Consider the following 20,848-nt stretch of genomic DNA (forward strand, 5'->3'; position numbering starts at 1 on the left):
GGCCTGTCGATTGGACACCCGTCGCCTGCGCGATGGGAAGCCCGGCCGCCTAGGCCTCATGGCCGACCTGCCCATCGCACTCGCGACGCCCGCGGCGGCGCAAAATCGCTGGGCGCGGCTGCCGGCCCCGAGGAGTGACGTGATGCGCAGCAGGTGGTGGTGGATTCTTCTTTGCATGGCGCTGGCGGTCGCCGGGCCGCTGGCGCGGGCCCAGCAGCAGAAGAAGATTCCGCGCCTGGGTTACCTGGCGGCCGTCTCGGCCAGCGCCGACGCACCGCGGCTGGAGGCGTTTCGCCGCGGGCTCCGCGATCTTGGCTATGTCGAAGGTCAGAACATCCTGATCGAGTACCGTCACGAGAGCCAGGACCTGCAGCGCCTGTCGGGCCTGGCCGACGAACTGGTCCGGCTCGATATCGACGTGCTCGTCGCCGTCACGACCAATGCGGCGCAGGCGGCCAGCAAGGCGACCCGGACCGTGCCGATCGTCTTCATGGGCGTCACCGACCCGATCGCCACCGGGCTCGCCGAAAGCCTGGCGCGGCCCGGCGGCAACAGCACGGGCATCACCAACGTGGCGGCGATCCTCACCGGCAAGCGGCTGGAGATCCTGAAAGAGACCCTGGCGGGCATCACCCGGGTGGCGGTGCTGTGGGACCCTCGCGCGCCCGGCTCCGTGCCCCAATGGGAGGCCAGCCAGGTGCCGGCCGAGAAACTCGGCCTCCAGCTCTACTCGATGGAAGCCAGCAGCCCGGACAGCTATGCCGAGGCCTTCGACGCGGCCGTCAAGGCGCGCAGCGCCGCCGTGTGGGTGACGCTGAACCCGGTCGCCAATTCGAACCAGCGGCAGATCGCGGAACTGGCGATCGCCCACAAGCTGCCGTCGATCTGTGCCCGCGGCGACTATGCCGAGAACGGGTGCCTGATGGCCTACGGGCCCGGCTACGGCATGGAAGGCAAGGACGGCGCCCGCTATGTCGACCGGATCCTGAAGGGCGCCCGGCCGGCGGACCTGCCGATCGAGCAGCCGACCAAGTTCGAGCTGCTGATCAACCTGCAGACCGCCAAGCGCCTCGGCGTGATCATTCCGCGGGCGGTGCTGAACCGGGCCGACCGGATCATCCAGTGAACCCCTGCGCGGGGGCGCTCAGTCGTCGGCGGTATTCGCACCGCCCCCGCTGGCCGTAAGGAACGGCATCGGGTCGATCGCGCTGCCGTTGCGGCGCAGCTCGAAGTGCAGCTTGACGGTGGTCGATTCGGTGTTGCCCATGCGGGCGATGACCTGGCCCCGCTTGACGGCTTGCCCTTCCTTCACCAGCAGCTCGCTGTTGTGGGCGTAGGCCGACATGTAGGTGGCGTCGTGCTTGATCATGACCAGCCGGCCGTAGCCGCGCAGCGTGGCGGCCGCGAAGACCACCTTGCCGTCGCCGGCGGCGCGGACCGGATCGCCCTTGGCGCCGCCGAAGTCAACGCCCTTGTTCGAGCCGCCGTCGAAGCGCGACACGACCGCGCCGCTCGAGGGCCGCAGGAAGCTGCGGTCGACCTTGGCCGTGGCTTGCGGCTTGTCGGCGCGGGCGCGCGGCTGCGCCTTGTCCTGCTTCGGCTTGGCTGCCTTGGCGCTGCGCGAAGACTCGGCGCGGGGGCTGGGGTTGGCGCGGGCGCCGGGGCTGGAAGCCGCCTCCGAGGGGGCGGCGGCCGGCGTTGCCCGCTTCGGCGGCGGTGACGATGTCGACGCACAGCCGACCAGCAGCGCGCCCGCCACGGCGCAGGCGATGGCTGCCGCCCGGCGGCCGATGGATGTCCTGTACTGAGCTGTCATGGGTCGACTTTAAAGGCAGCCGGTTCAGCCCAGCTGGGAGGCCAGCAGCTCGCGCACGCGCGTGACCAGCTCGGCTTCGCCGCGCCGTGCCGGCAGGAACTGGAAAGCGACCCGCGGCAGCGCCGGCAGGCCGTGCGGCGCCGGCAGCCGGGCCACACCGGGGCACAGCGCCGATTCGTTGAGGCAGGCCACGCCCAGCCCCGCCGCCAGGGCCGACTGCAGGCCCGCCACGCCCGAGGCGACGTGCGCCACCGCATGCGGCACGCGCCGCTGGCGCAGCAGCCGGACCGTGAACTGGTGCAGCGAGCAGCTGTCGGGCAGCACCAGCAGCCGCAGCGGCTCGCCTCGCCGGATGCGAAGGCCCTCGGCGCCGACCCAGGCGAGCGCTTCGCGACGCCATGGCGAGGCGGGCCCGCGGGCGCCGGCCCGGGGGGCCGCGGGATTGATCCGCATCGCGAGGCCGATATCGAAATCGCCGCGGCCGAAGGCGGCCTCCATGGCGCTGCCCTGCAGCACGCTGACGTGCAGGCGCAGCTGCGGGTAGTCCTGCCCGAGCCGGCTCAGGAGCCGACTCAGATCACCGGGCCGGAAATAGTCGGTGACGGCCAGCCGCAGCTCGCCCTGCAGCGTCTCGCCGCTCAGGTCGCGCAGGGCCTCGTCGCTGGCGGCGAGCAGGCGCCGGGCATGGTCGAGCAGGCGAAGGCCCGCGGGCGTCGGCGCCACGCCGGCCTTGCTGCGGGTCAGCAGCGCATGGCCGCAGCGCTCTTCGAGCTTGCGCATCTGCTCGCTGACGGCGGACTGCGAGAGGAACACCACCGGCGCCGCCGCCGTGAGGCTGCCCGCATCGACCACGGCGACCAGGGTCTTCAGTTGTTCGAGATCGAGCGGCTGCATGCGCACATCCATTCATGAAACAGATGGTATGCATCATATCTTCCCGCTTTTCAGGAGGATCTGCGAATTTCACAATGGGCCTTCGATCAACGAGGAAAGCAACGCACCATGCCCCACATCGTCATTCATCTGTCCGGCCAGCCCGACCCGCAGCTCACGCGCAAGGTGGTCGATACGGTGGCCGAGCTGACCCAGTCCGTGCTCGACAAGAAGCTGCCTGTGATCGCGATCACGGTGCAATACATCGGCGCCGAGAGCTGGTTCATCGGCGGCCAGTCGCTCGCCGAACTCGGGAAGTCGGCCTTCCACCTGGACATCAGCATCACCGACGAGACCAACACCAAGGCCGAGAAGGCGCGCTACCTGCGCGCGATCTTCGACGCCATGGCCGCGCTCAGGAGCAACCTGCACGAGGTCTCGTACGTGCACCTGATCGATGCCCGCGCCGCTGCCTACGGCTACGGCGGCAGGACGCAGGAGTTCCGGCACCAGCAGGCGGGCGTCTGACCCCTAGTCGTCGTCGATCGCCGCGTAGGCGACGATCTCGATCTTCATGCCCGGCACCACCAGCCCCGAGACGCCCATGCTCGAGCGGTTCGGATAGGGTGGGGCGAAGAACTCGCGGTAGACGCGATCGACCTGCGGCATGTCCTTGACATCGGTCATGCAGATCAGCACCTGGGTGACGTCTTCGAGGCTGCCGCCGGCGGCGGCAACCGCGCGCTGCAGGTTGCCGAAGGTCAGGCGGGCCTGGTCCTCGATCGTGCCGGTGTCGATGCTGCCGTCGGCGCGCACCGGCCCGTGGGCCGTGAACAGCAGGCCCCTGGCCTTGACCGCCCACGAGAACGGCTGCGCCAGCGGCGGCAGCCCGGTGTCGACCACCTGCTTCACGCGAGCACCGCCGCCATCGACCGCGCCACGTGGTCGACATTGGCGCCGGTCAGTCCAGAGAGGCACATCCGGCCCGAGCGCACCAGGTAGACCGCGTGGTCGTCGCGCAGTCGTGCCACCCGGGCCTCGTCGAGGCCGGTGTAGCTGAACATGCCGCGCTGCCGGACCAGGTAGCCGAAGTCGCGCCGTCCCTGGAACTTCTCGTCGAGCACCGCCAGCAGGCGTTCGCGCATGGCGCGGATGCGCTGGCGCATGGCGGCCGTTTCGTCGCGCCAGAGCGCGAACAGGGCGGGGTCGTTCAGCACGCGGCTGATGACGCGGGCACCGTGCGTGGGCGGCGTCGAGTAGTTGCGGCGCACCGTCGCCTTCAACTGGCCCAGCACGGTGTCGGCGGCGGCGCGGTCGCTGCACACCACGCTGAGGCCGCCGCAGCGCTCGCCGTACATCGAGAAGTTCTTCGAGAACGAATTGGCGGCGAAGAACTGGATGCCGGCGTCGGCCAGCGCGCGCAGCGCGAAGGCGTCTTCGTCGAGCCCATCGCCGAAACCCTGGTAGGCGATGTCGACGAATGGAATCAGTTCGCGTTCGCGCAGCACCGGGATCAGCGCCTGCCACTGGGTCTTCGATAGATCGACCCCGGTCGGGTTGTGGCAGCGGGCGTGCAGCAGCACGATGCTGCGACGCGGCAGGGCATCGAGGCTGGCCAGCATGCGGTCGAAGCAGAGGCCGCCGGTGGCCGGGTCGTAGTAGGGGTAGCTGCGGACCTCGAGGCCTGCGCCTTCGAAGATGGCGCGATGGTTGTCCCACGTCGGGTCGCTGACCCAGACGCCGGCGCCCGGAAAGTAGCGGCGCAGGAAGTCGGCGCCGACCTTGAGGCCGCCGGAGCCGCCGAGGGTCTGCAGGGTGGCGATGCGGCCGCTGGCCACGGCCTCGTGGCCAGCGCCGAACAGCAGGCGCTGGACGGCGGCGCGGAAATCCGCGATGCCTTCGATCGGCAGGTAGGGCCGGGCACCGATGTCCTGCGACAGCGCGGTCTCGGCCTGCCGCACCGAAGGCAGCACCGGCAGGCGGCCTTCGCCGTCGAAATAGACGCCGATGCTGAGGCTGACCTTGTGCGGCCGAGGGTCGGCCTGGAAGGCCTCCATCAGCGAAAGGATGGGGTCGCCCTCGTAAGGCGGGACATGGCTGAACAGCGAGGTGGTGGAGGCGGTCATGAAGAAATCCATCGAAGAGGGCAAGGCCAGGCCAGGATTCTTCGTTCGAAGGATCGTCATGCCAACTGTTTTTTCATCGACGCATAATTTTGTCCAGAGAGAATCCATTGGAGGTTTTTTTATGCGCGTCGAATCGGACGACACGGACCGCCAGCTGCTGGCCGCCCTCCAGCAGAACGCCCGCCTGACCACCGGCGAGCTGGCGCAGATGACCGGGCTCTCGCAATCGCCCTGCTGGCGCCGCATCAAGCGGCTCGAGGAGTCGGGGCTGATCGATGGCTACCACGCACGGCTGAACCGCCGGGCGCTGGGCTACGGCGTGGTGGCCTTCGTCAGCATCAGCATCGACTTCCAGACCGAGGCGCGCTCGAGCGAGTTCGTCGAGGCGGTGCTGGCGATCCCGCAGGTCGTGATGTTCCACGGCATCACCGGCAACGCCGACTTCCTGCTGATGGTGGTGGCCGAGGACCTCGATGCCTATTCGGAGTTGCTGACCACCCGGCTGCACCGCCTGCCGGGTGCCAGGCAGGTGCAGAGCAGCTTCTCGCTGCAGGAGTTCCGGCGCTTCGACGACCTGCCGATTCCGGCGCTGCCCGCTTAGCGCCAGCGGGTCGTCGTGTCGCCGTAGGCCGCGGCGCCTTCGGCGCTGATGGCGCGCGCCCCGGCGCGCACCTGCGCGCGGTCGGCCATGTCGACCCGCGCCGCGACGCCGGTGCCGCCGTTGCCGATCGCGATCGGCTGCAGGGCTTGCGCGCGCACCTCGGCGCGCGGTTGCATCGACTGGAAGGGCGGCGGCGGCAGCGGGTTCTGCTCGCCCTGGAAAGCCTGGGCGCCGAAAGCCGAGAGGCCGCACAGGGCCGCGATGGCGATCTGTCTGGAGTTCATGGCGTTGTCCTGGTGAATTGGATGAGCGTGGCGATGCGCCGGGGTCTTACTTTGGGAGCAGCACCTTGTCGACCACGTGGATCACGCCGTTGGACTGCATGACGTCGGCGATGGTCACGTTGGCCGTGTTGCCGTTGGCGTCGACGACCATCACCTTGCCGTTCGCGGTCTTGGCGGTCAGTGCGCCGCCGGCCACCGTCTTCAGCGACGCCATGCCGCCGCCGTCCTTGATCTGCTTCAGCAGGGTCGCGGCGTCGATCTTGCCGGGCACCACGTGGTAGGTGAGGATGGTGGTCAGCTTGCCCTTGTTCTCCGGCTTCAGCAGCATGTCGACGGTGCCGTCGGGCAGCGCGGCGAAGGCTTCGTTGGTCGGCGCGAACACCGTGAAGGGGCCCGGACGCTTGAGCGTGTCGACCAGGCCCGCGGCCTTGACCGCCGCCACCAGCGTGGTGTGGTCCTTCGAATTCACCGCGTTGTCGACGATGTCCTTGGTCGGCAGCATCGGCGCGCCGCCGACCATCACCTGCGCCATGGCCGAAGCGGCACCGACGGCGAGCGAGACGGCGAGGGCGATGGAAGCGGCGCGTTTGAATCTGATCTGCATGGAGTGCTCCTGGTTGAATGCACCGCCACAGATGCGCGACGGCTGCTCTTGTTACGCAGCCGTGGGCATAGCGGATCAGCGCTTCGAGGCGTGCGAGAAACTGAAAAGACCCACGTCGACGCGGCCGCTGCGAAAGCCTGCTTCGCAATAGCACAGGTAGTACTCCCACAGCCGGCGAAACGCATCGTCGTAGCCCAGTGCGGCGATGGCCGGCCAGGCCGCGTGGAAGCGGCGGCGCCATTCGGCCAGGGTGAGTGCATAGCTCGCGCCGAACGATTCGGCGGTCTGCAGCCTGAGTCCGGCGCGCTCGGCGTGCGCCGTCATCGCGCTCACCGACGGCAGCTTGCCGCCCGGGAAGATGAAACGCTGGACGAAGTCGGTGCTGCCCCGGTAGCGGTCGAAGTAGTCTTCGGCGATGGTGATGACCTGCAGCACGCCCGAGCCGCCGGGGGCGAGCCGCTCGCGCAGCGTGTCGAAGTACACCGGCCAGTAGCGCTCGCCGACCGCCTCCAGCATCTCGATCGAGACGATGCGGTCGTAGCGTCCATCCACGTCGCGGTAGTCCTGCAAGCGCAGGTCGACGTCGCCGAGGCCCTGCGCACGCACCTGCTCCCGGGCATGCGCGAGTTGTTCGGTCGACAGCGTCAAGCCGGTCACGCGGGCGCCGTGGCGGGCGGCCAGCGCCGCGGCCAGGGCGCCCCAGCCGCAGCCGATCTCGAGCACCGTCGAGCGCGGCTGCAAATCGAGCAGGGCGATGATGCGATCGAGCTTCGCCGCCTGCGCGGCTTCGAGCGACTCGTCTCCTGTCGCATAGAGTGCGCTCGAATAGATCAGCGCCGGGTCCAGCCACTGGGCATAGAAGTCGTTGCCCATGTCGTAGTGGAAGGCGATGTTGCGCCGGCTGCCGCGCCGCGTGTTGGCGCGGCTGGCACGGAACAGGTCGCCGAGCCGACGCGCCAACCACGAGCCTTCGAGCACCCGGCCCCAGCTGGCTTCGTTGCGGATGCCGAACTCCAGCAGCGCGGTCAGGTCGGGCGTGCTCCAGTCGCCGTCGCGGTGCGACGCCGCGAGCCCGAGGTCGCCCTGCAGCAGCAGCCGGGCCAGCGGGCGCCAGCGATGCAGCGTGATCGAGGCCTGCGGTCCGTCGGCCGCGCCGCGGCCTTCGAGGCGGGCGCCATCCGGCAACTGCACGCTGAGCGCACCATGGCTCACGCCGTGCAGCAGCCGCGCGAGCAGCTTGCGAAGCGGGCCGCCGCCAGCGGCACCGGGTCTGGCGGGCGGGCGGACGGCGCTCGCGTTGGCGGCGAAGCCGTTGGAGGAAGAGGAAGAAGCACTCATGAATCTCTGGCCTTGGTGGTCTGGATGATGGTGACCGGCGTGGCCGGCGGTGCTGGGCGTGCGTGCAGGCGCACCCCTTTGATCCACAGCTTCAGCGCTTCCCAGTGGATCGCAGCCACGACCTTGAGCGCCAGCAGGGGATGGGTGACGAAGACGCGCAGCAGTGCGCCGTCGCCGAGCGAACGGCGCCGGGCATCGAGCCGCGCATGCAGCACCGCGCCGCTGGCGTCGTTCGCGCTCACGCCGATGACCAGCCCCTCCCGGTCCGGTCGCGGCGGCTCGACGCGGAAGCCGTAGCGCATCTCGAGTCCGAGGAAGGGGGAGACGTGGAAGCGCTTGTCGCACTGCTGCGCGATCAAGTCGCCGCTGGCTTCGGCGGCGTCGACCGGGATCAGGTAGCCGTGGCGTTCGCCGAAGGTGTTGTTGACCTCGTACAGGATCGCCTGCAGCGCACCGTCCGCACGGTGGCAGAAGTAGACCGACAGCGGATTGAAGACATGGCCCAGGATGCGCGGCATGCTCAGCAGGCGGATCGGGCCGCCCGTGCCAAGCCCGGCCGCGGCGAGCTGCCGATCGACGTGAGCGCGCAAGCCGCGGCCGTCGCCGTAGTCGCATTGGTGCAGGCTGAACAGGTTGAAGCGATCGACCGAGAAGACCCGCAGCCGCCGATCGAGATCGGCCAATTCGTCCACGTCCACCAGGAGCGAGAACATCCGGTAGCCTAGCCGATGCCGCACCGGCCGCAGCCGCTGGTGCATCACGCGGCCGACGTAGAGAGCCGAATGGAGGCTCATGCCACCGTCGACCCAGCTGTCGGCAACCGGAGTCGGCCCGATTCGTTGGCGACGCTCCATGGCCGGCGCACGTCGCCGACCGCCTCGGCCACGGCCAGCCCGGCCTGCAGCCCGTCTTCGTGGAACCCGGAGCCGAAGTAGGCACCGCAGAACCAGGTGCGGCCGCGGCCCTGCAGCGACCAGAGCCCGGCCTGGGCGCGGATCGCCGCCGCATCGAACATCGGGTGCTCGTAGACCTCGCTGCGGATCAGGTGGCCGGCGGCGGGGTCTCGCATCGGATTCAAGGTCAGGAACAGTGGCGTGGCCTCGGGAATGCCTTGCAGCCGGTTCATCCAGTAGGTCACGCTCAACGCGTCCGGGCGTCGGCGGTCGGCCGCGTAGTTCCAGCTCGACCAGACCGCTCGGCGATGCGGCATCAGCGCCGGGTCGCTGTGCAGCACGGCGCGGTTGCGGCTGTAGCGAAAGGCGCCGAGCAAGCGCTTCTCGTCCAGGCTCGCGTCGGGCAGCAGGCGCAGCGCCTGGTCGGCGTGAGTCGCGATCACCACGTGGTCGAAGCGCTCGGCCTCGGCGCCGAGCGCGGACCGCACGAAGGCGCATTGCTCGCCGCGCCGCACCTCGATCGCAGCGCTGTCCAGCCGCAGCCGTTCCCCGAGCAGGCCGGTGATCCGCCGCACGTAGCTGCGGCTGCCATCCTGCACGGTGCGCCAGGCATCGCGCTGGCCGAGATGGAGCAGCTGGTGGTTCTCGCAGAAGCGCACGAAGGCCTCGGTCGGATAGCTGCCGATCTGGGCCGCCGGCGTCGACCAGATGGCCGCCGCCATCGGGTACAGGTGATCGTCGCGGAAGGCGCGTCCGTAGCCGCGCTGGTCGAGGTAGGCGTCCAGCGGCATCATGCCGATGCGCTCGGCGTCGCCGGGGGCCTGGCGGTAGAAGCGGACCAGGTCGCGCAGCATCGACCAGAAGCGCGGGCTCGCCAGGTTGCTCGGCTGCGCGAAAAGGCCGCGCAGGCCGCTGCCCGAATACTCCAGGGCGCCGTCGTCGAGGCTGACCCCGAAGGACATCTCGCAAGGCTGGGTCGGCACTTTCAAGTGGGCCAGCAGCGCGCTCAGGTTCGGATAGGCGGCCTCGTTGTAGACGATGAAGCCGGTGTCGACCGCGATCGGGCCGCCGATGGCCGGCACGTCGACCGTGTGGCTGTGGCCGCCGGCCCGCTGGTCGGCCTCGAACAGCGTGACACGGTGCTTCTGCGACAGCAGCCAGGCGGCCGCAAGGCCAGAGATGCCGCTGCCGATCACCGCGATGTCGAGGGCGGGCCGGTCGGCGGCGCGGGTGGCGGAGACGCCGTTGGGCGCGAAATGGGTTGTCATGGCGGGCGATCCTGGCACTGGTGGTCCCGGGCTTCTACGCCGGCCGCCGGCCTTTGGATTACTTTTCGACAAATCGCTGTGATCTAATTTCGGGCCTGGTGCGTACCAAAGGCCATGAACACCGCGCGACAGTCCTCCGCAGCGGCCGCGAGGCCTGCCCTGCCCAGGCCGCCCAGCCGGTCCATCCTGACGCTGCATCAGAACCGGGGAGCGATGCCGACTAGCGAAGAACTCAGCGAGCTGCTGCGGGCCGTGGCCGAAAAGGGCGACCGGCAGGCGTTCGCCGTGCTTTTTCGCCATTTCGCGCCGCGCGTCAAGGCCTACCTGATGCGCGGCGGCAGTGCCGAGGGACTGGCCGAGGAGCTGGCCCAGGAAACCCTCGTCAGCGTCTGGCGCAAGGCGGCGATGTTCGATCCGCGCCAGGCCGGCGTGTCGACCTGGATCTTCACCATCGCGCGCAACCTGCGGGTGGACCATTTCCGGCGCCAGGGCCAAGGCGTGTTCGTCGATGGCGAAGACAACGACGGCGCCGAACTGCCCGACACCGCCCCGCCGCTCGACGAGCAGTTGCGCGCCGGGCGCCGCGAGCGCAGCGTGCGCGAAGCGCTTTCCCGGCTGTCCGCCGAGCAGGCGCAAGTGCTGCATCTTTCTTTCTACGAGGATCAGCCCCATGCCCGGATCGCGCAAGACCTGGGCATTCCCCTCGGCACGGTCAAGTCCCGCGTGCGGCTGGCCGTGAACCACCTGCGTCGTTTGCTCGACGAGCTTGAACCATGATCCACCATCATCCGGACGACGGACTCTTGCTGGCCCAGGCGGCCGGCACCCTTTCCAGCGGGCATTCGCTGCTGGTCGCCAGCCATGTGGAAGGGTGTGCCGAGTGCCAGGCCCGCCTGCGCGAGCTCGAATCGATCGGCGGCGCCATGCTGGAGCAACTGGCGCCCGCGGTGCTGCCTTCGCAGTCGCTCGCCGAAGCCATGGCGGCGATCGACGCGCCGCCCCCAGCGCCGAAAGCCAAGGCGGCGCCTCGGCGCAGCAGCCGGCCAGCGCTGCCCGCGGGCATGTCGTGGCCTCGCGCGCTGCATGGCTGCAGCGCCACGGCCTGGCGCTGGCTCGGGCCCGGCATGCGCTGGAGTCGGGTCACCGTCCCTTACGACCCCGCGGCCAATGTCTTTCTGCTGCGCATCGGCGCCGGCAAGGAGCTGCCCTTCCACACCCACAGCCGGAGCGAGCTGACCCAGGTGCTGCACGGTGCCTTCCATGATGGCCGGGCCTTGTTCGGTCCGGGCGATTTCGACGAGGCCGACGGCGACATCCATCACCAGCCCAAGGTGCTGGCGGCCGGTGAATGCATCTGCCTGGCCTCGGTCGAGGGGCGCGTGATGTTCCAGGGCGCGATTGCCCGCATGCTGGGGTCGCTGGTCGGGATGTAGTCGGAGCGGCGAGCAGCCGCTTCAGCCCGCAGCTCGGCCACGCCAGCGGGCAGCCGTCCAGCAGGCCGCCGCCGCCGACACGCCGGTCACGGCCGTGCCCCAGCACAGGTCGGCCAACGTCACCGGCCAGGGCCAGCCCTTCAGCGTCGCCTGGTTGGTGAGGTCGTAGGTCGCATAGGCGACGAGCCCGAGCAGGGCGCCCAAGCCGAGCGCCGCCGGCCAGTTGCGCTGCCGAAGCGCGGGAGCCACCGCGAACACCACCACGCCCAGGATGTAGATCGCATAGAAGCCGATGGCGGGAGCCAGCGCGAAGCGCTCCAGCATGATGTGGCCCAGGGCCGGCCGGTACAGGCGATCCGCCATCAGGCTCAGCCAGATGGCGTCGAGCGTCAGGAAGACCGCGGCGGTGGCGCCATAGGCGATGGCGAATTGTCTGAATGTCATGCGGGGTCCTTGCGCGGCGGGCCGGGGATGAAGGCGTTGGTGCGCGCGATGTAGTCCCGGTAGGCGGGCCGGCGCTCGGCGATGTCCTGCTCGAGCAGGCTGACGCCGGACACGCGCAGCAGCAGGAACGTCATGAGCGCAGGCGAAATGACGGACCAGGCACCCGCCCACCCGGCGGCGGACAGGGCCATCAGCCAGACCCCCCACCAGACGCAGGCTTCGCCAAAATAGTTGGGATGCCGACTGTAGCGCCACAGGCCGCGGTCCATCACACGTGCGCGCTGCGCTGGAAGGGACCTGAAACGCGCCATCTGGGCATCGGCGACCGCCTCGAAGACGACGCCGAAGGCCGCCAGCGCGAACCCCGCCGCATCGAGCCCGCCGAAGGGGCGGGTTCCCGCCATGCCGACCAGCAGCGGCGCCGTGACGGTCCATCCCAGCAGCGCCTGCAATCCGAACACCAGGTACAGGCTCTTGAATCCGAAATGCGGCTGGTTGCGCTCGCGCATCTGCCGGTAGCGGCGGTCTTCGCCGTGGCCCCGGTTGCGCAGCGTGATGTAGATGCCCAGCCGCAGCGACCAGGCGAGGGCGAGCACCACCATGCAGAGGCTGCGCACGCCGGAGGCGGGCAGCAGTGCCGCGTAGACCAGCGTCGCGCCGCCCATGAAGGCCGGCCAGGCGCGGTCCGCCAGGCTGGCGTCGCGCTGGCGCAGGCTGGCCAGCCAGGTGAGCAGCGCGAGGCCGACGATCAATGCCAGCCCGGCCAGGCCGACGAATGCGACATGCGGCAGCGCCGATCTTTCAAGCATCGCGCTGCGCGTTCTCGAACAGGTAGTGGCTCACGCCCCACTGCCGGCCGCCGGCAAAGCCGAACAGCTCGGCCACCGACATGAAGAACACGCGCCACCGGTTCCACCAGATGTCGGCCTCGGCGCCGTAGGTGGCCGCGAACAGCGGGCGCAGGGCTTGCGCCCGCCGGTCCATGTTGCGAAGCCAGGCTTCAGCCGTTCGCTGGTAATGCGTGCCGTCCCAGCGCCACTGTTCCACCAACCGCAGGCTGTCCTGGCAGCGCGCCGCCAGGTCGTCGCTCGGCATCATGCCGCCCGAGAAGAAGTGGCGGCTCATCCAGTCGCTGTCGTCGCGCGCCGCGAAGGCATAGGGCGCCTCCTGATGCGTGAAGACATGCATGAAGAAGCGGCCGTGCGGCGCCAGCCAGCGCGAGACATGCGCGAAGGCCCTCGGCCAGTTGCGCAGGTGCTCGAACATCTCCACCGAGACGATCCGATCGAAGCGCTCGTGGGTGTCGAAGGCATTGATGTCCCGGGTGACGACCCACAGGTTGCGCAGGCCGCGGCGCCGGGCCTCGGCCTCGATGTGTTGACGCTGGCTCTGCGAATTCGACAGCGCGGTGATCCGGCTGGCCGGATAGCGCTCGGCCATCCACAGGCTCAGCGAGCCCCAGCCGCATCCCAGCTCCAGCACGTCCTGGCCATCGGCCAGCCCGGCGCGCTCGCATGTCTGCGCGAGCGCCGCGGCCTCGGCCTGGTCGAGCGTGAAGTCGGAGGCGGGCCAGTAGCCGCTGCTGTATTTGCGGTGGTTGCCAAGCACCTCCGCGAAGAAGCCCGCCGGCAGTTCGTAGTGCTGTTCGTTGGCCTTGTCGGCCAGGGGTGCCAACTCTGCGCCGTGCATCGCGGCGATGAATTCGCGCGTCAGCCGGGCGGTGGCGGCCCTGTCGCCGGCTTTCATTTCGGCCAGTCGGTCTTTCAGCAGTCGACGGATGCCGAAACGCACGACGCGGTCCGGCACCCGCCCCTTCTCGACCCAGCTGATCGCTCCTGCGATGTGATTCGGCATGCCCGCATTTCCTCGAACGGTCGGCACCGACGCGGTGCCCCGGTCGCTTCTACGCGGCCTGCTGTCGTTTGGATCAGCGCGGTGGCCGAGAGGGCAGAGTTGCCGGCATTGTCAAGACGTACTGTCCTTTTCGTCCGGATTGCCGACGCGGAAGGGTCCGTGTTCAATGCCCAAAAAAGGGGCATGGCTCGACAACAGCGTGCTGCTGCGCCGCAAGGACAACCTGTGCGAGGTCGGTGCCTGCCTGGTGTGGGAGTTCGTGCCCACCCGGACTCCGCAGCGTGCGTATGCGTGCGCCTTGACAAACCCCATTGACGGATCAATCCTGCAGCCGAAACATTTCGCATAGAAGAACAAGGAGTAGGAATGGCTTCGACTGACCAGAAGATGTCGCGCATGCAGCTCACCGCGATGGTGGTGGGCGGGATGGTCGGCGCGGGGATCTTTTCCCTGCCTCGCACCTTCGCGAACGCGACCGGCCCGCTCGGCGCCGTCATCGCATGGCTCATCGCCGGCACCGGCATGTACATGCTGGCGCGGGTCTTCCAGTCGCTGGCCGAACGCAAGCCCGACCTCGACGCCGGCGTCTTCGCCTATGCCAAGGCCGGCTTCGGCGACTACCCCGGCTTCCTGTCGGCCTTCGGCTACTGGATCGGCAGCTGCATCGGCAACGTGTCGTACTGGGTGCTCATCAAGTCCACGCTGGGCGCCTTCTTTCCGATCTTCGGCGACGGCAACACGGTGGTGGCGATCGTGGTCGCCTCGGTGGGCATCTGGCTGTTCCACTTCATGATCCTGCGCGGCATCAAGCAGGCGGCCTTCATCAACAGCGTGGTCACGGTCGCCAAGATCATCCCGATCCTGGTCTTCATCGTGCTCCTGGCCTTCGCCTTCAAGATGGACCTGTTCAGCGCCAACCTGTACGGCGGCGGGCTGGAGGGCGGGATCTTCGAGCAGGTGCGCGCCACCATGCTGGTCACGGTGTTCGTGTTCCTCGGCATCGAGGGCGCCAGCGTCTATTCGCGCTTTGCCAAGGAGCGCGCGGACGTCGGCAAGGCCACCATCCTGGGCTTCATCGGCGTCACCGGCCTGATGGTGCTGGTGACGATGCTGCCCTATGCGGCGCTGCAGCGCGCGGACATCGCCGGCATGCGCCAGCCCTCGATGGCCGCGGTGCTGGAGGCGGTGGTTGGCCATTGGGGTGCCATCTTCGTGAGTGTCGGGCTGATCATCTCGGTGCTGGGTGCCTACCTGGCCTGGTCGCTGATCTGCGCCGAGGTGCTGTTCACCGCCGCGAAGACCAAGGACATGCCGGCGATCTTCGCCAGGGAGAACGCCAACCAGGTGCCGGCCAACGCACTGTGGCTGTCGAACATCATCGTCCAGCTGCTGGTGATCACCACCTACTTCTCGAACGATGCCTTCGCGCTGATGCTGAACCTCACCAGCGCGATGGCGCTGATCCCGTACCTGTTCGTGGCCGCCTACGGTTTCATGATCTCGAAGCGCGCAGAGACGTACGAACTGCGCCCCGAGGAGCGCACGCGCGACCTGGTCATGGCGTCGGTGGCGGTGATCTACACGGTCTTCATGATCTACGCCGGCGGCCTCAAGTTCATCCTGCTGTCGGCGGTGCTCTATGCGCCCGGCACGCTGCTCTATATCTGGGCCCGGCGCGAGCAGGACAAGACCGTCTTCACGGTCACTGACTGGGTCATTTTCCTGGTCGCGGTAGTGGGTGCCGTGGTGGGCATCTACGGGCTCGCGACCGGCACCATCACCATCTAGTCACAGGCTGGATATACCGTTCACTCATCGGATTCCTGGAGAACATCATGGCGACCAAAGAAGCGAAAGAGACAACCTTCGGCGTGCACTCGGAAGTCGGGCAGCTGCGCAAGGTGATGGTGTGCGCCCCCGGCCTGGCCCATTCGCGCCTGACGCCGAGCAACTGCGACCAGCTGCTGTTCGACGACGTGCTGTGGGTCGAGAACGCCAAGCGCGACCACTTCGACTTCGTCACTAAGATGCGCGACCGCGGCGTCGAGGTGGTCGAGATGCACAATTTGCTGGCCGAGACGGTGGCGGTGCCCGAGGGCAAGAAGTGGATCCTCGACAACCAGGTCGTGCCCAACCAGGTCGGCCTCGGCTTCATCGACGAGCTGCGCAGCTACCTCGAGGGCCTGGACAACCGCAAGCTGGCCGAGACGCTGATCGGCGGGCTGTCGACCAACGACTTCCCCGAGTCGGTCGGCGGCAAGGCGCTGGAGGTCGTGCGCGAGGCCGCAGGCGTCACCGAATACCTGCTGCCGCCGCTGCCCAACACGCTCTACACGCGCGACACCACCTGCTGGATCTACGGCGGCGTGACGCTGAACCCGCTGTACTGGCCGGCGCGCCACGAGGAAACCATCCTCACCACCGCGATCTACAAGTTCCACCCCGACTTCGCCGGCAAGGTCAACGTCTGGTGGGGCGACCCGACCGAAGACCACGGCCTGGCCACTCTCGAAGGCGGCGACGTGATGCCGATCGGCAAGGGCAACGTGCTGATCGGCATGAGCGAGCGGACCTCGCGCCAGGCCATCAGCCAGCTGGCGGCCACGCTGTTCAAGAAGGGCGCAGCCGAGCGCGTCATCGTCGCGGCCATGCCCAAGATCCGTGCCGCGATGCACCTCGACACCGTGTTCACCTTCGCCGACCGCGACTGCGTGCTGCTGGCGCCGGACTTCATGAACCAGACGCGCACCTACTCGTACCGTCCGAGCAGCCATCCGAGCGGCGTCGAACTGCATGCCGAGAACAAGCCCTTCGTCGACGTCGTGGCCCAGGCGCTCGGCTTCAAGAAGCTGCGCGTGGTCGAGGCCGGCGGCAGCGACTACCAGCGCGAGCGCACCCAGTGGGACAGCGGCGCCAACCTGGTCTGTGCCTCGCCGGGCGTGGTTTATGCATACGATCGCAATACCTACACCAACACGCTGCTGCGCAAGCAGGGCATCGAGGTGGTGACCATCGTCGGGGCCGAACTGGGCCGCGGACGCGGAGGCGGCCATTGCATGACCTGCCCGATCATTCGCGATCCAGTCGACTTCTGACGCAAGATCAAAGAGGAAGCCAGCTCGTGCACGTGAAATCCGCTGCCCATCGATTCGGAAACTGGTCCTGGACGACGACGCTGCTGGCGGTCGCGGCCCTGGTGTCGCTGTCGGCCTGCAGGCGGGCCGAAGAGGCGACGGCGCCCGAGGTCCGTCCCGTCCGCGTCATGACGATCGAGCAGCGCACGGTCGGCGACACCGTGTCGTTGACCGGGCGCATACAAGCCCAGAGCGAAGTCAACCAGTCCTTCCGCATCGACGGCCGGCTGATCGAGCGCAACGTCGACATCGGCGACCGGGTCAGGCCCGGCCAGCTGCTGGCGCGCCTCGACCAGATGAACGAGGACAGCAGCCTGCAGTCCGCGCGGGCCCAATTGGCGGCCGCGCAGGCCCAGGGCATCGAGGCCCGCAATACCTTCAACCGGATGCGCGACCTGCTGGCCGAGAACGCGGTCTCGCGGGCCTCGTTCGAGCAGGCCGAGGCGATGCTCAAGGTCACGCAGTCGCAGGTCAATTCGGCCCAGTCGCTGGTCGACATCGCGCAGAACCGCCTGAGCTACACCCGGCTGCTGTCCGACGTGGCCGGGGTGGTCACGGCGCGCGGCGCCGAGCCCGGCGAGGTGGTGCCGGCCGGCCGCATGATCGTGCAGGTGGCACGCGAAGGCGCCATCGACGCGGTCTTCGACGTCCCGGCCCAGATCAAGGACATCGCGCCGACCAATCCCGACATCCTGGTCTCGCTCGGCGGCGACCCGAAGGTCACGGCGGTGGGCAAGGTGCGCGAAGTCTCGCCGCGCGCCGATCCGGTGACCGGCACCTTCGCGGTCCGGGTCCGGCTGATCAATCCGCCCGCGGCGATGCGCCTGGGCAGCACCGTCACCGGGCGCATGAAGCTCAACACCGAGCCCGCGCTCGACATCCCGGCCAGCGCGCTGCTCCGCGCCAACGGCCAGACCTCGGTCTGGGTGGTCGACACCAAGGCCGGCACGGTTTCGGCTCGCAACGTGCAGGTGCGCGCCTATGACGCGGCCCGCGTTCAAGTCTCCCAGGGGCTGGCGCCCGGCGATGTGATCGTCACCGCCGGTGTCCAGGCGCTGCGGCCGGGACAGAAGGTCCGCTGGCTCGAGGCCGCGAAGTGATCGGCCCGAACCTGTCGGAGTGGGCGCTCTCCAAGCGCTCGCTGGTGGTGTTCCTGATGATCATCGCGGTGGTCGCGGGCACCTTGTCGTTCCTGAAGCTCGGGCGCGCCGAAGACCCGGCCTTCACCTTCCGCACCATGATCGTCGCCGCCGGCTGGCCCGGCGCCACGGTCGACGAGACGCTGTCGCAGGTCACCGAGCGGCTGGAGCGCACCTTGCAGGAAACGCGGCACCTCGACCGGGTGCGCAGCTACACCACCGCGGGCCAGACCACGATCTTCGTCGACCTCAAGCAGTCGACGCCGCCGGCCGAGGTGGCCGACATCTGGTACCAGGTGCGCAAGAACATCGGCGACATGCGCCAGACGCTGCCGACCGGCGTCGTCGGCCCCTTCTTCAACGACGACTTCGGCGACACCTTCGGCATCATCTATGCCTTCACCGCCGACGGCTACACCTTCCGCGAACTGCGCGACAAGGTCGAAGACGCGCGCTCGCGCCTGCTGCAGGTGCCCGACGTCTCGAAGATCGAGGTGCTGGGCGCGCAGGACGAGCAGATCTTCATCGAGTTCTCGACCGAGCGCCTGGCCGGCCTGCGCCTGGACTACGGCGCGATCGTGGCGGCGCTGCAGGCGCAGAACGTGATCCGCCCGGCCGGCGTGCTGCACACCGAGCAGGAGCGCGTCTTCATGCGCGTCACCGGCTCCTTCGACAACGAGCGCGACATCGAGTCGGTCAACCTGGTCCTTGGCGGGCGCAACATCCGCCTGGGCGACATCGCGACCGTGCGGCGCGGCTTCACCGACCCGCCGCAGCCGATGTTCAGGGTCAACGGCAAGCCGGCGATCGGCCTCGCGATCGCGATGCGCGACGCCGGCGACATCCTCGCGCTCGGCAAGAACATCAAGGCCGTGATGGCCGACATCACGGCCAACCTGCCGCACGGCATCGAGCCGACGCTGGTGGCCGACCAGGCGGTCACGGTCGATGTCGCGATCAGCGACTTCATGGCCTCGCTGTGGCAGGCGATCGCGATCATCCTGGTGTGCAGCTTCGTGAGCCTGGGGGTGCGGCCCGGCGCGGTGGTGGCGCTGTCGATCCCGCTCACGCTGGCGATCGTCTTCGCGATCATGGACTTCGTGAACATCGACCTGCATCGGGTCTCGCTGGGGGCGCTGATCATCGCGCTGACCCTGCTGGTCGACGACGCGATGACCACGGTCGACGCGATGCTCAACCGCCTCGCGGCCGGCGACACCAAGGACCAGGCCGCGACCTTCGCCTACCGCACGCTGGCGGCGCCGATGCTGATCGGCACGCTGGTGTCGATCTCCAGCTTCGTGCCGATCGGCTTCGCGCGCAGCTCGGCGGGCGAATACACCTTCTCGATCTTCGCCGTGGTGGCGATCGCGCTGCTCGTCTCCTGGCTCGGCGCCGTGATCTTCGCGCCGCTGGTGGGCAAGGCGCTGCTCAAGTCGCCCAAGGCCGATGCGGTGGTCAAGCCCAGCAAGTTCCTGAATGCCTACGGCGGTTTCCTCAAGGGCGCGATCCGCGCCAAGTGGCTGACCATCGGGCTCACGCTGGCGGCCTTCGTGGGGTCGATGTTCCTGGTGCGTTTCGTGCCGCAGCAGTTCTTCCCGGCCTCCGACCGGCCCGAGCTGACGGTCGACCTGACCCTGCGCCAGAACGCATCGATCTACGCCACCGAGGAAGAGGTCAAGAAGCTCGAGGAGATCCTCAAGGCCGACCCCGATGTCGACCACTTCAGCAGCTATGTCGGCCGCGGCGCGGTGCGCTTCATCCTGACGCTCAACGTGCAGCTGGCGAATCCGTTCTTCTCGCAGCTGGTCGTGGTCGCCAAGGACCTCGAGTCCCGCGACCGTCTGCAGATCAAGCTCGAGAAGGTGCTGGCCGAGCAGTTCCCGGACATGGTGGCGCGGGTGTCGCCGCTCGAACTCGGGCCGCCCGTGGGCTGGCCGCTGCAGTACCGCGTGATGGGGCCCGACAAGGACGAGGTGCGCAAGATATCGCTCGACCTGGCGGGCATCCTGGGCTCGCATCCGCAGGCCCGGCACGTGAACTTCGACTGGATGGAGCCGGCGCGGCAGATCCAGATCCGGGTCAACCAGGACGAGGCGCGCCAGCTCGGCATCAGCACCGGCGCGCTGGCCGGCATCATGAACGCGACCGTGACCGGCACCGCGGTCACGCAGGTGCGCGACGACATCTACCTGATCAACGTGGTGGCCCGCTCGAGCGCCGAGCAGCGGCTGTCGCTGCAGACGCTGAGCACCCTGCAGGTGCCCACCGCCAGCGGCCGCATGGTGCCGCTGAACCAGTTCGCCACCTTCTCCGAAGAGCAGGAGTCGCCGCTGGTGTGGCGCCGCAACCGGGTTCCGACGCTCACGGTGCGCGCCGACGTGGTCCACGGCGCGCTGCCCGACACCATCGTCGAGGCGCTGGCACCGAAGATCAAGGAGTTCAACGCCAAGCTGCCGAAGGGCTACAAGATCGAGACCGGCGGTCTCTCCGAAGAAAGCGCCGAGTCGAGCGCCTCGGTGTTCGCGGTGGTGCCGCTCATGATCGTGCTGATGCTGCTGAGCATGATGGTGCTGCTGGTGAGCTTCCGCCGGCTCGCGATGGTGGTCTGCGTGATGCCGCTGGGCTTGATCGGCGTGGTGATCACGCTGCTGGTGTTCAACCGGCCGCTGGGCTTCGTCGCCATCCTCGGCATCCTGGCGCTGATCGGCATGATCGCCAAGAACGGCGTGATCCTGATCGTCCAGATCGAGACCTACCGGGCCGAGGGCATGAGCGTGCTCGACGCCGTGGTGGCCTCGGGCACCTCGCGGATGCGACCGATGATGCTGACCTCGATCTCGACCGTGCTCGGCCTGATCCCGATCGCGCCGACCGTGTTCTGGGGCTCGATGGCCTTCGCGATCATGGGCGGCCTGCTGGTGGCCACGCTGCTGACGCTGGTCTTCCTGCCGACCCTGTACGTGATGGTGTTCGGCAAGGAGAAGCCGACGCCGCCGGCAGGCGAGGCCGAGCCGGCGTGAACGACCGGCTGGCTGACG

General features: G+C 68.6%; 21 protein-coding genes. 9 read left to right on the forward strand and 12 right to left on the reverse strand.

Going from position 1 to position 20,848, the window contains the following annotated elements; genetic code table 11:
* Nucleotides 1-58 precede the first annotated feature (58 nt).
* The gene (locus QTI17_RS32075) at nucleotides 59-1,126 is read left to right on the forward strand and encodes an ABC transporter substrate-binding protein (RefSeq protein WP_286537962.1); all 1,068 of its coding nucleotides are present in this window, start codon (nucleotides 59-61) and stop codon (nucleotides 1,124-1,126) included.
* 18 nt (nucleotides 1,127-1,144) lie between these two features.
* Here QTI17_RS32075 and QTI17_RS32080 read toward each other — a convergent pair whose 3' ends face one another.
* Nucleotides 1,145-1,816: a M23 family metallopeptidase gene (locus tag QTI17_RS32080; RefSeq protein WP_286537965.1), complete on the reverse strand. Its 672-nt coding sequence runs from the start codon at nucleotides 1,814-1,816 to the stop codon at nucleotides 1,145-1,147.
* 24 nt (nucleotides 1,817-1,840) lie between these two features.
* The gene (locus tag QTI17_RS32085) at nucleotides 1,841-2,710 is read right to left on the reverse strand and encodes a LysR family transcriptional regulator (RefSeq protein WP_286537966.1); all 870 of its coding nucleotides are present in this window, start codon (nucleotides 2,708-2,710) and stop codon (nucleotides 1,841-1,843) included.
* A gap of 108 nt (nucleotides 2,711-2,818) precedes the next feature.
* On the opposite strand from QTI17_RS32085, the gene QTI17_RS32090 reads away from it, so the two are divergent.
* Nucleotides 2,819-3,217, forward strand: coding sequence for a tautomerase family protein (locus tag QTI17_RS32090; RefSeq protein WP_286537967.1), 399 nt, complete (start codon nucleotides 2,819-2,821; stop codon nucleotides 3,215-3,217).
* A gap of 3 nt (nucleotides 3,218-3,220) precedes the next feature.
* Here the strand turns inward: QTI17_RS32090 and QTI17_RS32095 are convergent, their stop codons facing one another.
* Together QTI17_RS32095 and QTI17_RS32100 are read right to left on the reverse strand one after the other, a co-directional pair.
* The gene (locus QTI17_RS32095) at nucleotides 3,221-3,601 is read right to left on the reverse strand and encodes a RidA family protein (protein WP_286537969.1); all 381 of its coding nucleotides are present in this window, start codon (nucleotides 3,599-3,601) and stop codon (nucleotides 3,221-3,223) included.
* Nucleotides 3,598-4,794: an amino acid aminotransferase gene (locus QTI17_RS32100; RefSeq protein ID WP_286538057.1), complete on the reverse strand. Its 1,197-nt coding sequence runs from the start codon at nucleotides 4,792-4,794 to the stop codon at nucleotides 3,598-3,600. The genes QTI17_RS32095 and QTI17_RS32100 overlap by 4 nt, the downstream gene beginning before the upstream one ends.
* 142 nt (nucleotides 4,795-4,936) lie before the next feature.
* Between QTI17_RS32100 and QTI17_RS32105 the strand changes: the two genes are divergently transcribed.
* Nucleotides 4,937-5,416, forward strand: coding sequence for an Lrp/AsnC family transcriptional regulator (locus QTI17_RS32105; protein WP_286537972.1), 480 nt, complete (start codon nucleotides 4,937-4,939; stop codon nucleotides 5,414-5,416).
* On the opposite strand, the gene QTI17_RS32110 is transcribed toward QTI17_RS32105, so the two are convergent.
* From QTI17_RS32110 to QTI17_RS32130, 5 genes are all read right to left on the reverse strand, one after another.
* Entirely contained in the window at nucleotides 5,413-5,700 is a 288-nt protein-coding gene (locus QTI17_RS32110; RefSeq protein ID WP_286537973.1) for a DUF4148 domain-containing protein, read from the reverse strand. The two genes, QTI17_RS32105 and QTI17_RS32110, sit on opposite strands and share 4 nt — an antisense overlap.
* A gap of 46 nt (nucleotides 5,701-5,746) precedes the next feature.
* The gene (locus tag QTI17_RS32115; protein ID WP_286537974.1) at nucleotides 5,747-6,304 is read right to left on the reverse strand and encodes a fasciclin domain-containing protein; all 558 of its coding nucleotides are present in this window, start codon (nucleotides 6,302-6,304) and stop codon (nucleotides 5,747-5,749) included.
* Between the two features lie 75 nt (nucleotides 6,305-6,379).
* The gene (locus tag QTI17_RS32120; protein WP_286537975.1) at nucleotides 6,380-7,642 is read right to left on the reverse strand and encodes an SAM-dependent methyltransferase; all 1,263 of its coding nucleotides are present in this window, start codon (nucleotides 7,640-7,642) and stop codon (nucleotides 6,380-6,382) included.
* Nucleotides 7,639-8,436: a DUF1365 domain-containing protein gene (locus QTI17_RS32125; RefSeq protein WP_286537977.1), complete on the reverse strand. Its 798-nt coding sequence runs from the start codon at nucleotides 8,434-8,436 to the stop codon at nucleotides 7,639-7,641. Before QTI17_RS32125 ends, QTI17_RS32120 begins: the two co-directional genes overlap by 4 nt.
* Nucleotides 8,433-9,803 carry an NAD(P)/FAD-dependent oxidoreductase gene (locus QTI17_RS32130; RefSeq protein ID WP_286537980.1) on the reverse strand — a complete coding sequence of 457 codons (1,371 nt, stop codon included), beginning with the start codon at nucleotides 9,801-9,803 and terminating at the stop codon, nucleotides 8,433-8,435. Before QTI17_RS32130 ends, QTI17_RS32125 begins: the two co-directional genes overlap by 4 nt.
* A 213-nt stretch (nucleotides 9,804-10,016) precedes the next feature.
* Here QTI17_RS32130 and QTI17_RS32135 point away from each other — a divergent pair, with 213 nt between their 5' ends.
* Both QTI17_RS32135 and QTI17_RS32140 read left to right on the forward strand, forming a co-directional pair.
* Entirely contained in the window at nucleotides 10,017-10,580 is a 564-nt protein-coding gene (locus tag QTI17_RS32135; RefSeq protein ID WP_286537982.1) for a sigma-70 family RNA polymerase sigma factor, read from the forward strand.
* On the forward strand, nucleotides 10,577-11,236 hold the full coding sequence (locus QTI17_RS32140) for a ChrR family anti-sigma-E factor (protein ID WP_286537983.1): 660 nt from the start codon (nucleotides 10,577-10,579) through the stop codon (nucleotides 11,234-11,236). Before QTI17_RS32135 ends, QTI17_RS32140 begins: the two co-directional genes overlap by 4 nt.
* A 21-nt stretch (nucleotides 11,237-11,257) precedes the next feature.
* On the opposite strand, the gene QTI17_RS32145 is transcribed toward QTI17_RS32140, so the two are convergent.
* From QTI17_RS32145 to QTI17_RS32155, 3 genes are read right to left on the reverse strand one after another with little or no spacing between them, the layout of a single operon-like run.
* A complete protein-coding gene (locus QTI17_RS32145) occupies nucleotides 11,258-11,680 on the reverse strand; it encodes a DUF2177 family protein (RefSeq protein ID WP_286537986.1) in 423 nt (140 codons plus the stop codon).
* Nucleotides 11,677-12,489, reverse strand: a complete 813-nt coding sequence (locus QTI17_RS32150; RefSeq protein ID WP_286537987.1) for a DUF1295 domain-containing protein — start codon at nucleotides 12,487-12,489, stop codon at nucleotides 11,677-11,679. Before QTI17_RS32150 ends, QTI17_RS32145 begins: the two co-directional genes overlap by 4 nt.
* Nucleotides 12,482-13,534, reverse strand: a complete 1,053-nt coding sequence (locus QTI17_RS32155) for an SAM-dependent methyltransferase (RefSeq protein WP_286537988.1) — start codon at nucleotides 13,532-13,534, stop codon at nucleotides 12,482-12,484. Before QTI17_RS32155 ends, QTI17_RS32150 begins: the two co-directional genes overlap by 8 nt.
* A 366-nt stretch (nucleotides 13,535-13,900) precedes the next feature.
* Between QTI17_RS32155 and QTI17_RS32160 the strand changes: the two genes are divergently transcribed.
* From QTI17_RS32160 to QTI17_RS32175, 4 genes are all read left to right on the forward strand, one after another.
* Entirely contained in the window at nucleotides 13,901-15,322 is a 1,422-nt protein-coding gene (locus QTI17_RS32160) for a basic amino acid/polyamine antiporter (RefSeq protein ID WP_286537989.1), read from the forward strand.
* A 116-nt stretch (nucleotides 15,323-15,438) separates the two neighbouring features.
* The gene (locus QTI17_RS32165; RefSeq protein ID WP_503011155.1) at nucleotides 15,439-16,629 is read left to right on the forward strand and encodes an arginine deiminase; all 1,191 of its coding nucleotides are present in this window, start codon (nucleotides 15,439-15,441) and stop codon (nucleotides 16,627-16,629) included.
* A gap of 26 nt (nucleotides 16,630-16,655) precedes the next feature.
* Nucleotides 16,656-17,768: an efflux RND transporter periplasmic adaptor subunit gene (locus QTI17_RS32170; protein ID WP_286537995.1), complete on the forward strand. Its 1,113-nt coding sequence runs from the start codon at nucleotides 16,656-16,658 to the stop codon at nucleotides 17,766-17,768.
* Entirely contained in the window at nucleotides 17,765-20,830 is a 3,066-nt protein-coding gene (locus QTI17_RS32175; RefSeq protein WP_286537997.1) for an efflux RND transporter permease subunit, read from the forward strand. Before QTI17_RS32170 ends, QTI17_RS32175 begins: the two co-directional genes overlap by 4 nt.
* The last annotated feature ends 18 nt before the right edge of the window (nucleotides 20,831-20,848 follow it).

This window comes from Variovorax sp. J31P179 (genome assembly GCF_030316985.1).
In the GTDB taxonomy this organism is placed as follows: Bacteria; Pseudomonadota; Gammaproteobacteria; order Burkholderiales; family Burkholderiaceae_C; genus Variovorax; species Variovorax ginsengisoli_B.

Excerpts from the sequence above, each read along its gene's own strand:
- QTI17_RS32075 (WP_286537962.1), top strand. The coding sequence starts at position 59 with ATGGCCGACCTGCCCATCGCACTCGCGACGCCCGCGGCGGCGCAAAAT.
- QTI17_RS32080 (WP_286537965.1), bottom strand. The coding sequence starts at position 1,816 with ATGACAGCTCAGTACAGGACATCCATCGGCCGCCGGGCGGCAGCCATC.
- QTI17_RS32085 (WP_286537966.1), bottom strand. The coding sequence starts at position 2,710 with ATGCAGCCGCTCGATCTCGAACAACTGAAGACCCTGGTCGCCGTGGTC.
- QTI17_RS32090 (WP_286537967.1), top strand. The coding sequence starts at position 2,819 with ATGCCCCACATCGTCATTCATCTGTCCGGCCAGCCCGACCCGCAGCTC.
- QTI17_RS32105 (WP_286537972.1), top strand. The coding sequence starts at position 4,937 with ATGCGCGTCGAATCGGACGACACGGACCGCCAGCTGCTGGCCGCCCTC.
- QTI17_RS32110 (WP_286537973.1), bottom strand. The coding sequence starts at position 5,700 with ATGAACTCCAGACAGATCGCCATCGCGGCCCTGTGCGGCCTCTCGGCT.
- QTI17_RS32115 (WP_286537974.1), bottom strand. The coding sequence starts at position 6,304 with ATGCAGATCAGATTCAAACGCGCCGCTTCCATCGCCCTCGCCGTCTCG.
- QTI17_RS32120 (WP_286537975.1), bottom strand. The coding sequence starts at position 7,642 with ATGAGTGCTTCTTCCTCTTCCTCCAACGGCTTCGCCGCCAACGCGAGC.
- QTI17_RS32125 (WP_286537977.1), bottom strand. The coding sequence starts at position 8,436 with ATGAGCCTCCATTCGGCTCTCTACGTCGGCCGCGTGATGCACCAGCGG.
- QTI17_RS32130 (WP_286537980.1), bottom strand. The coding sequence starts at position 9,803 with ATGACAACCCATTTCGCGCCCAACGGCGTCTCCGCCACCCGCGCCGCC.
- QTI17_RS32135 (WP_286537982.1), top strand. The coding sequence starts at position 10,017 with ATGCCGACTAGCGAAGAACTCAGCGAGCTGCTGCGGGCCGTGGCCGAA.
- QTI17_RS32140 (WP_286537983.1), top strand. The coding sequence starts at position 10,577 with ATGATCCACCATCATCCGGACGACGGACTCTTGCTGGCCCAGGCGGCC.
- QTI17_RS32145 (WP_286537986.1), bottom strand. The coding sequence starts at position 11,680 with ATGACATTCAGACAATTCGCCATCGCCTATGGCGCCACCGCCGCGGTC.
- QTI17_RS32150 (WP_286537987.1), bottom strand. The coding sequence starts at position 12,489 with ATGCTTGAAAGATCGGCGCTGCCGCATGTCGCATTCGTCGGCCTGGCC.
- QTI17_RS32155 (WP_286537988.1), bottom strand. The coding sequence starts at position 13,534 with ATGCCGAATCACATCGCAGGAGCGATCAGCTGGGTCGAGAAGGGGCGG.
- QTI17_RS32160 (WP_286537989.1), top strand. The coding sequence starts at position 13,901 with ATGGCTTCGACTGACCAGAAGATGTCGCGCATGCAGCTCACCGCGATG.
- QTI17_RS32165 (WP_503011155.1), top strand. The coding sequence starts at position 15,439 with ATGGTGTGCGCCCCCGGCCTGGCCCATTCGCGCCTGACGCCGAGCAAC.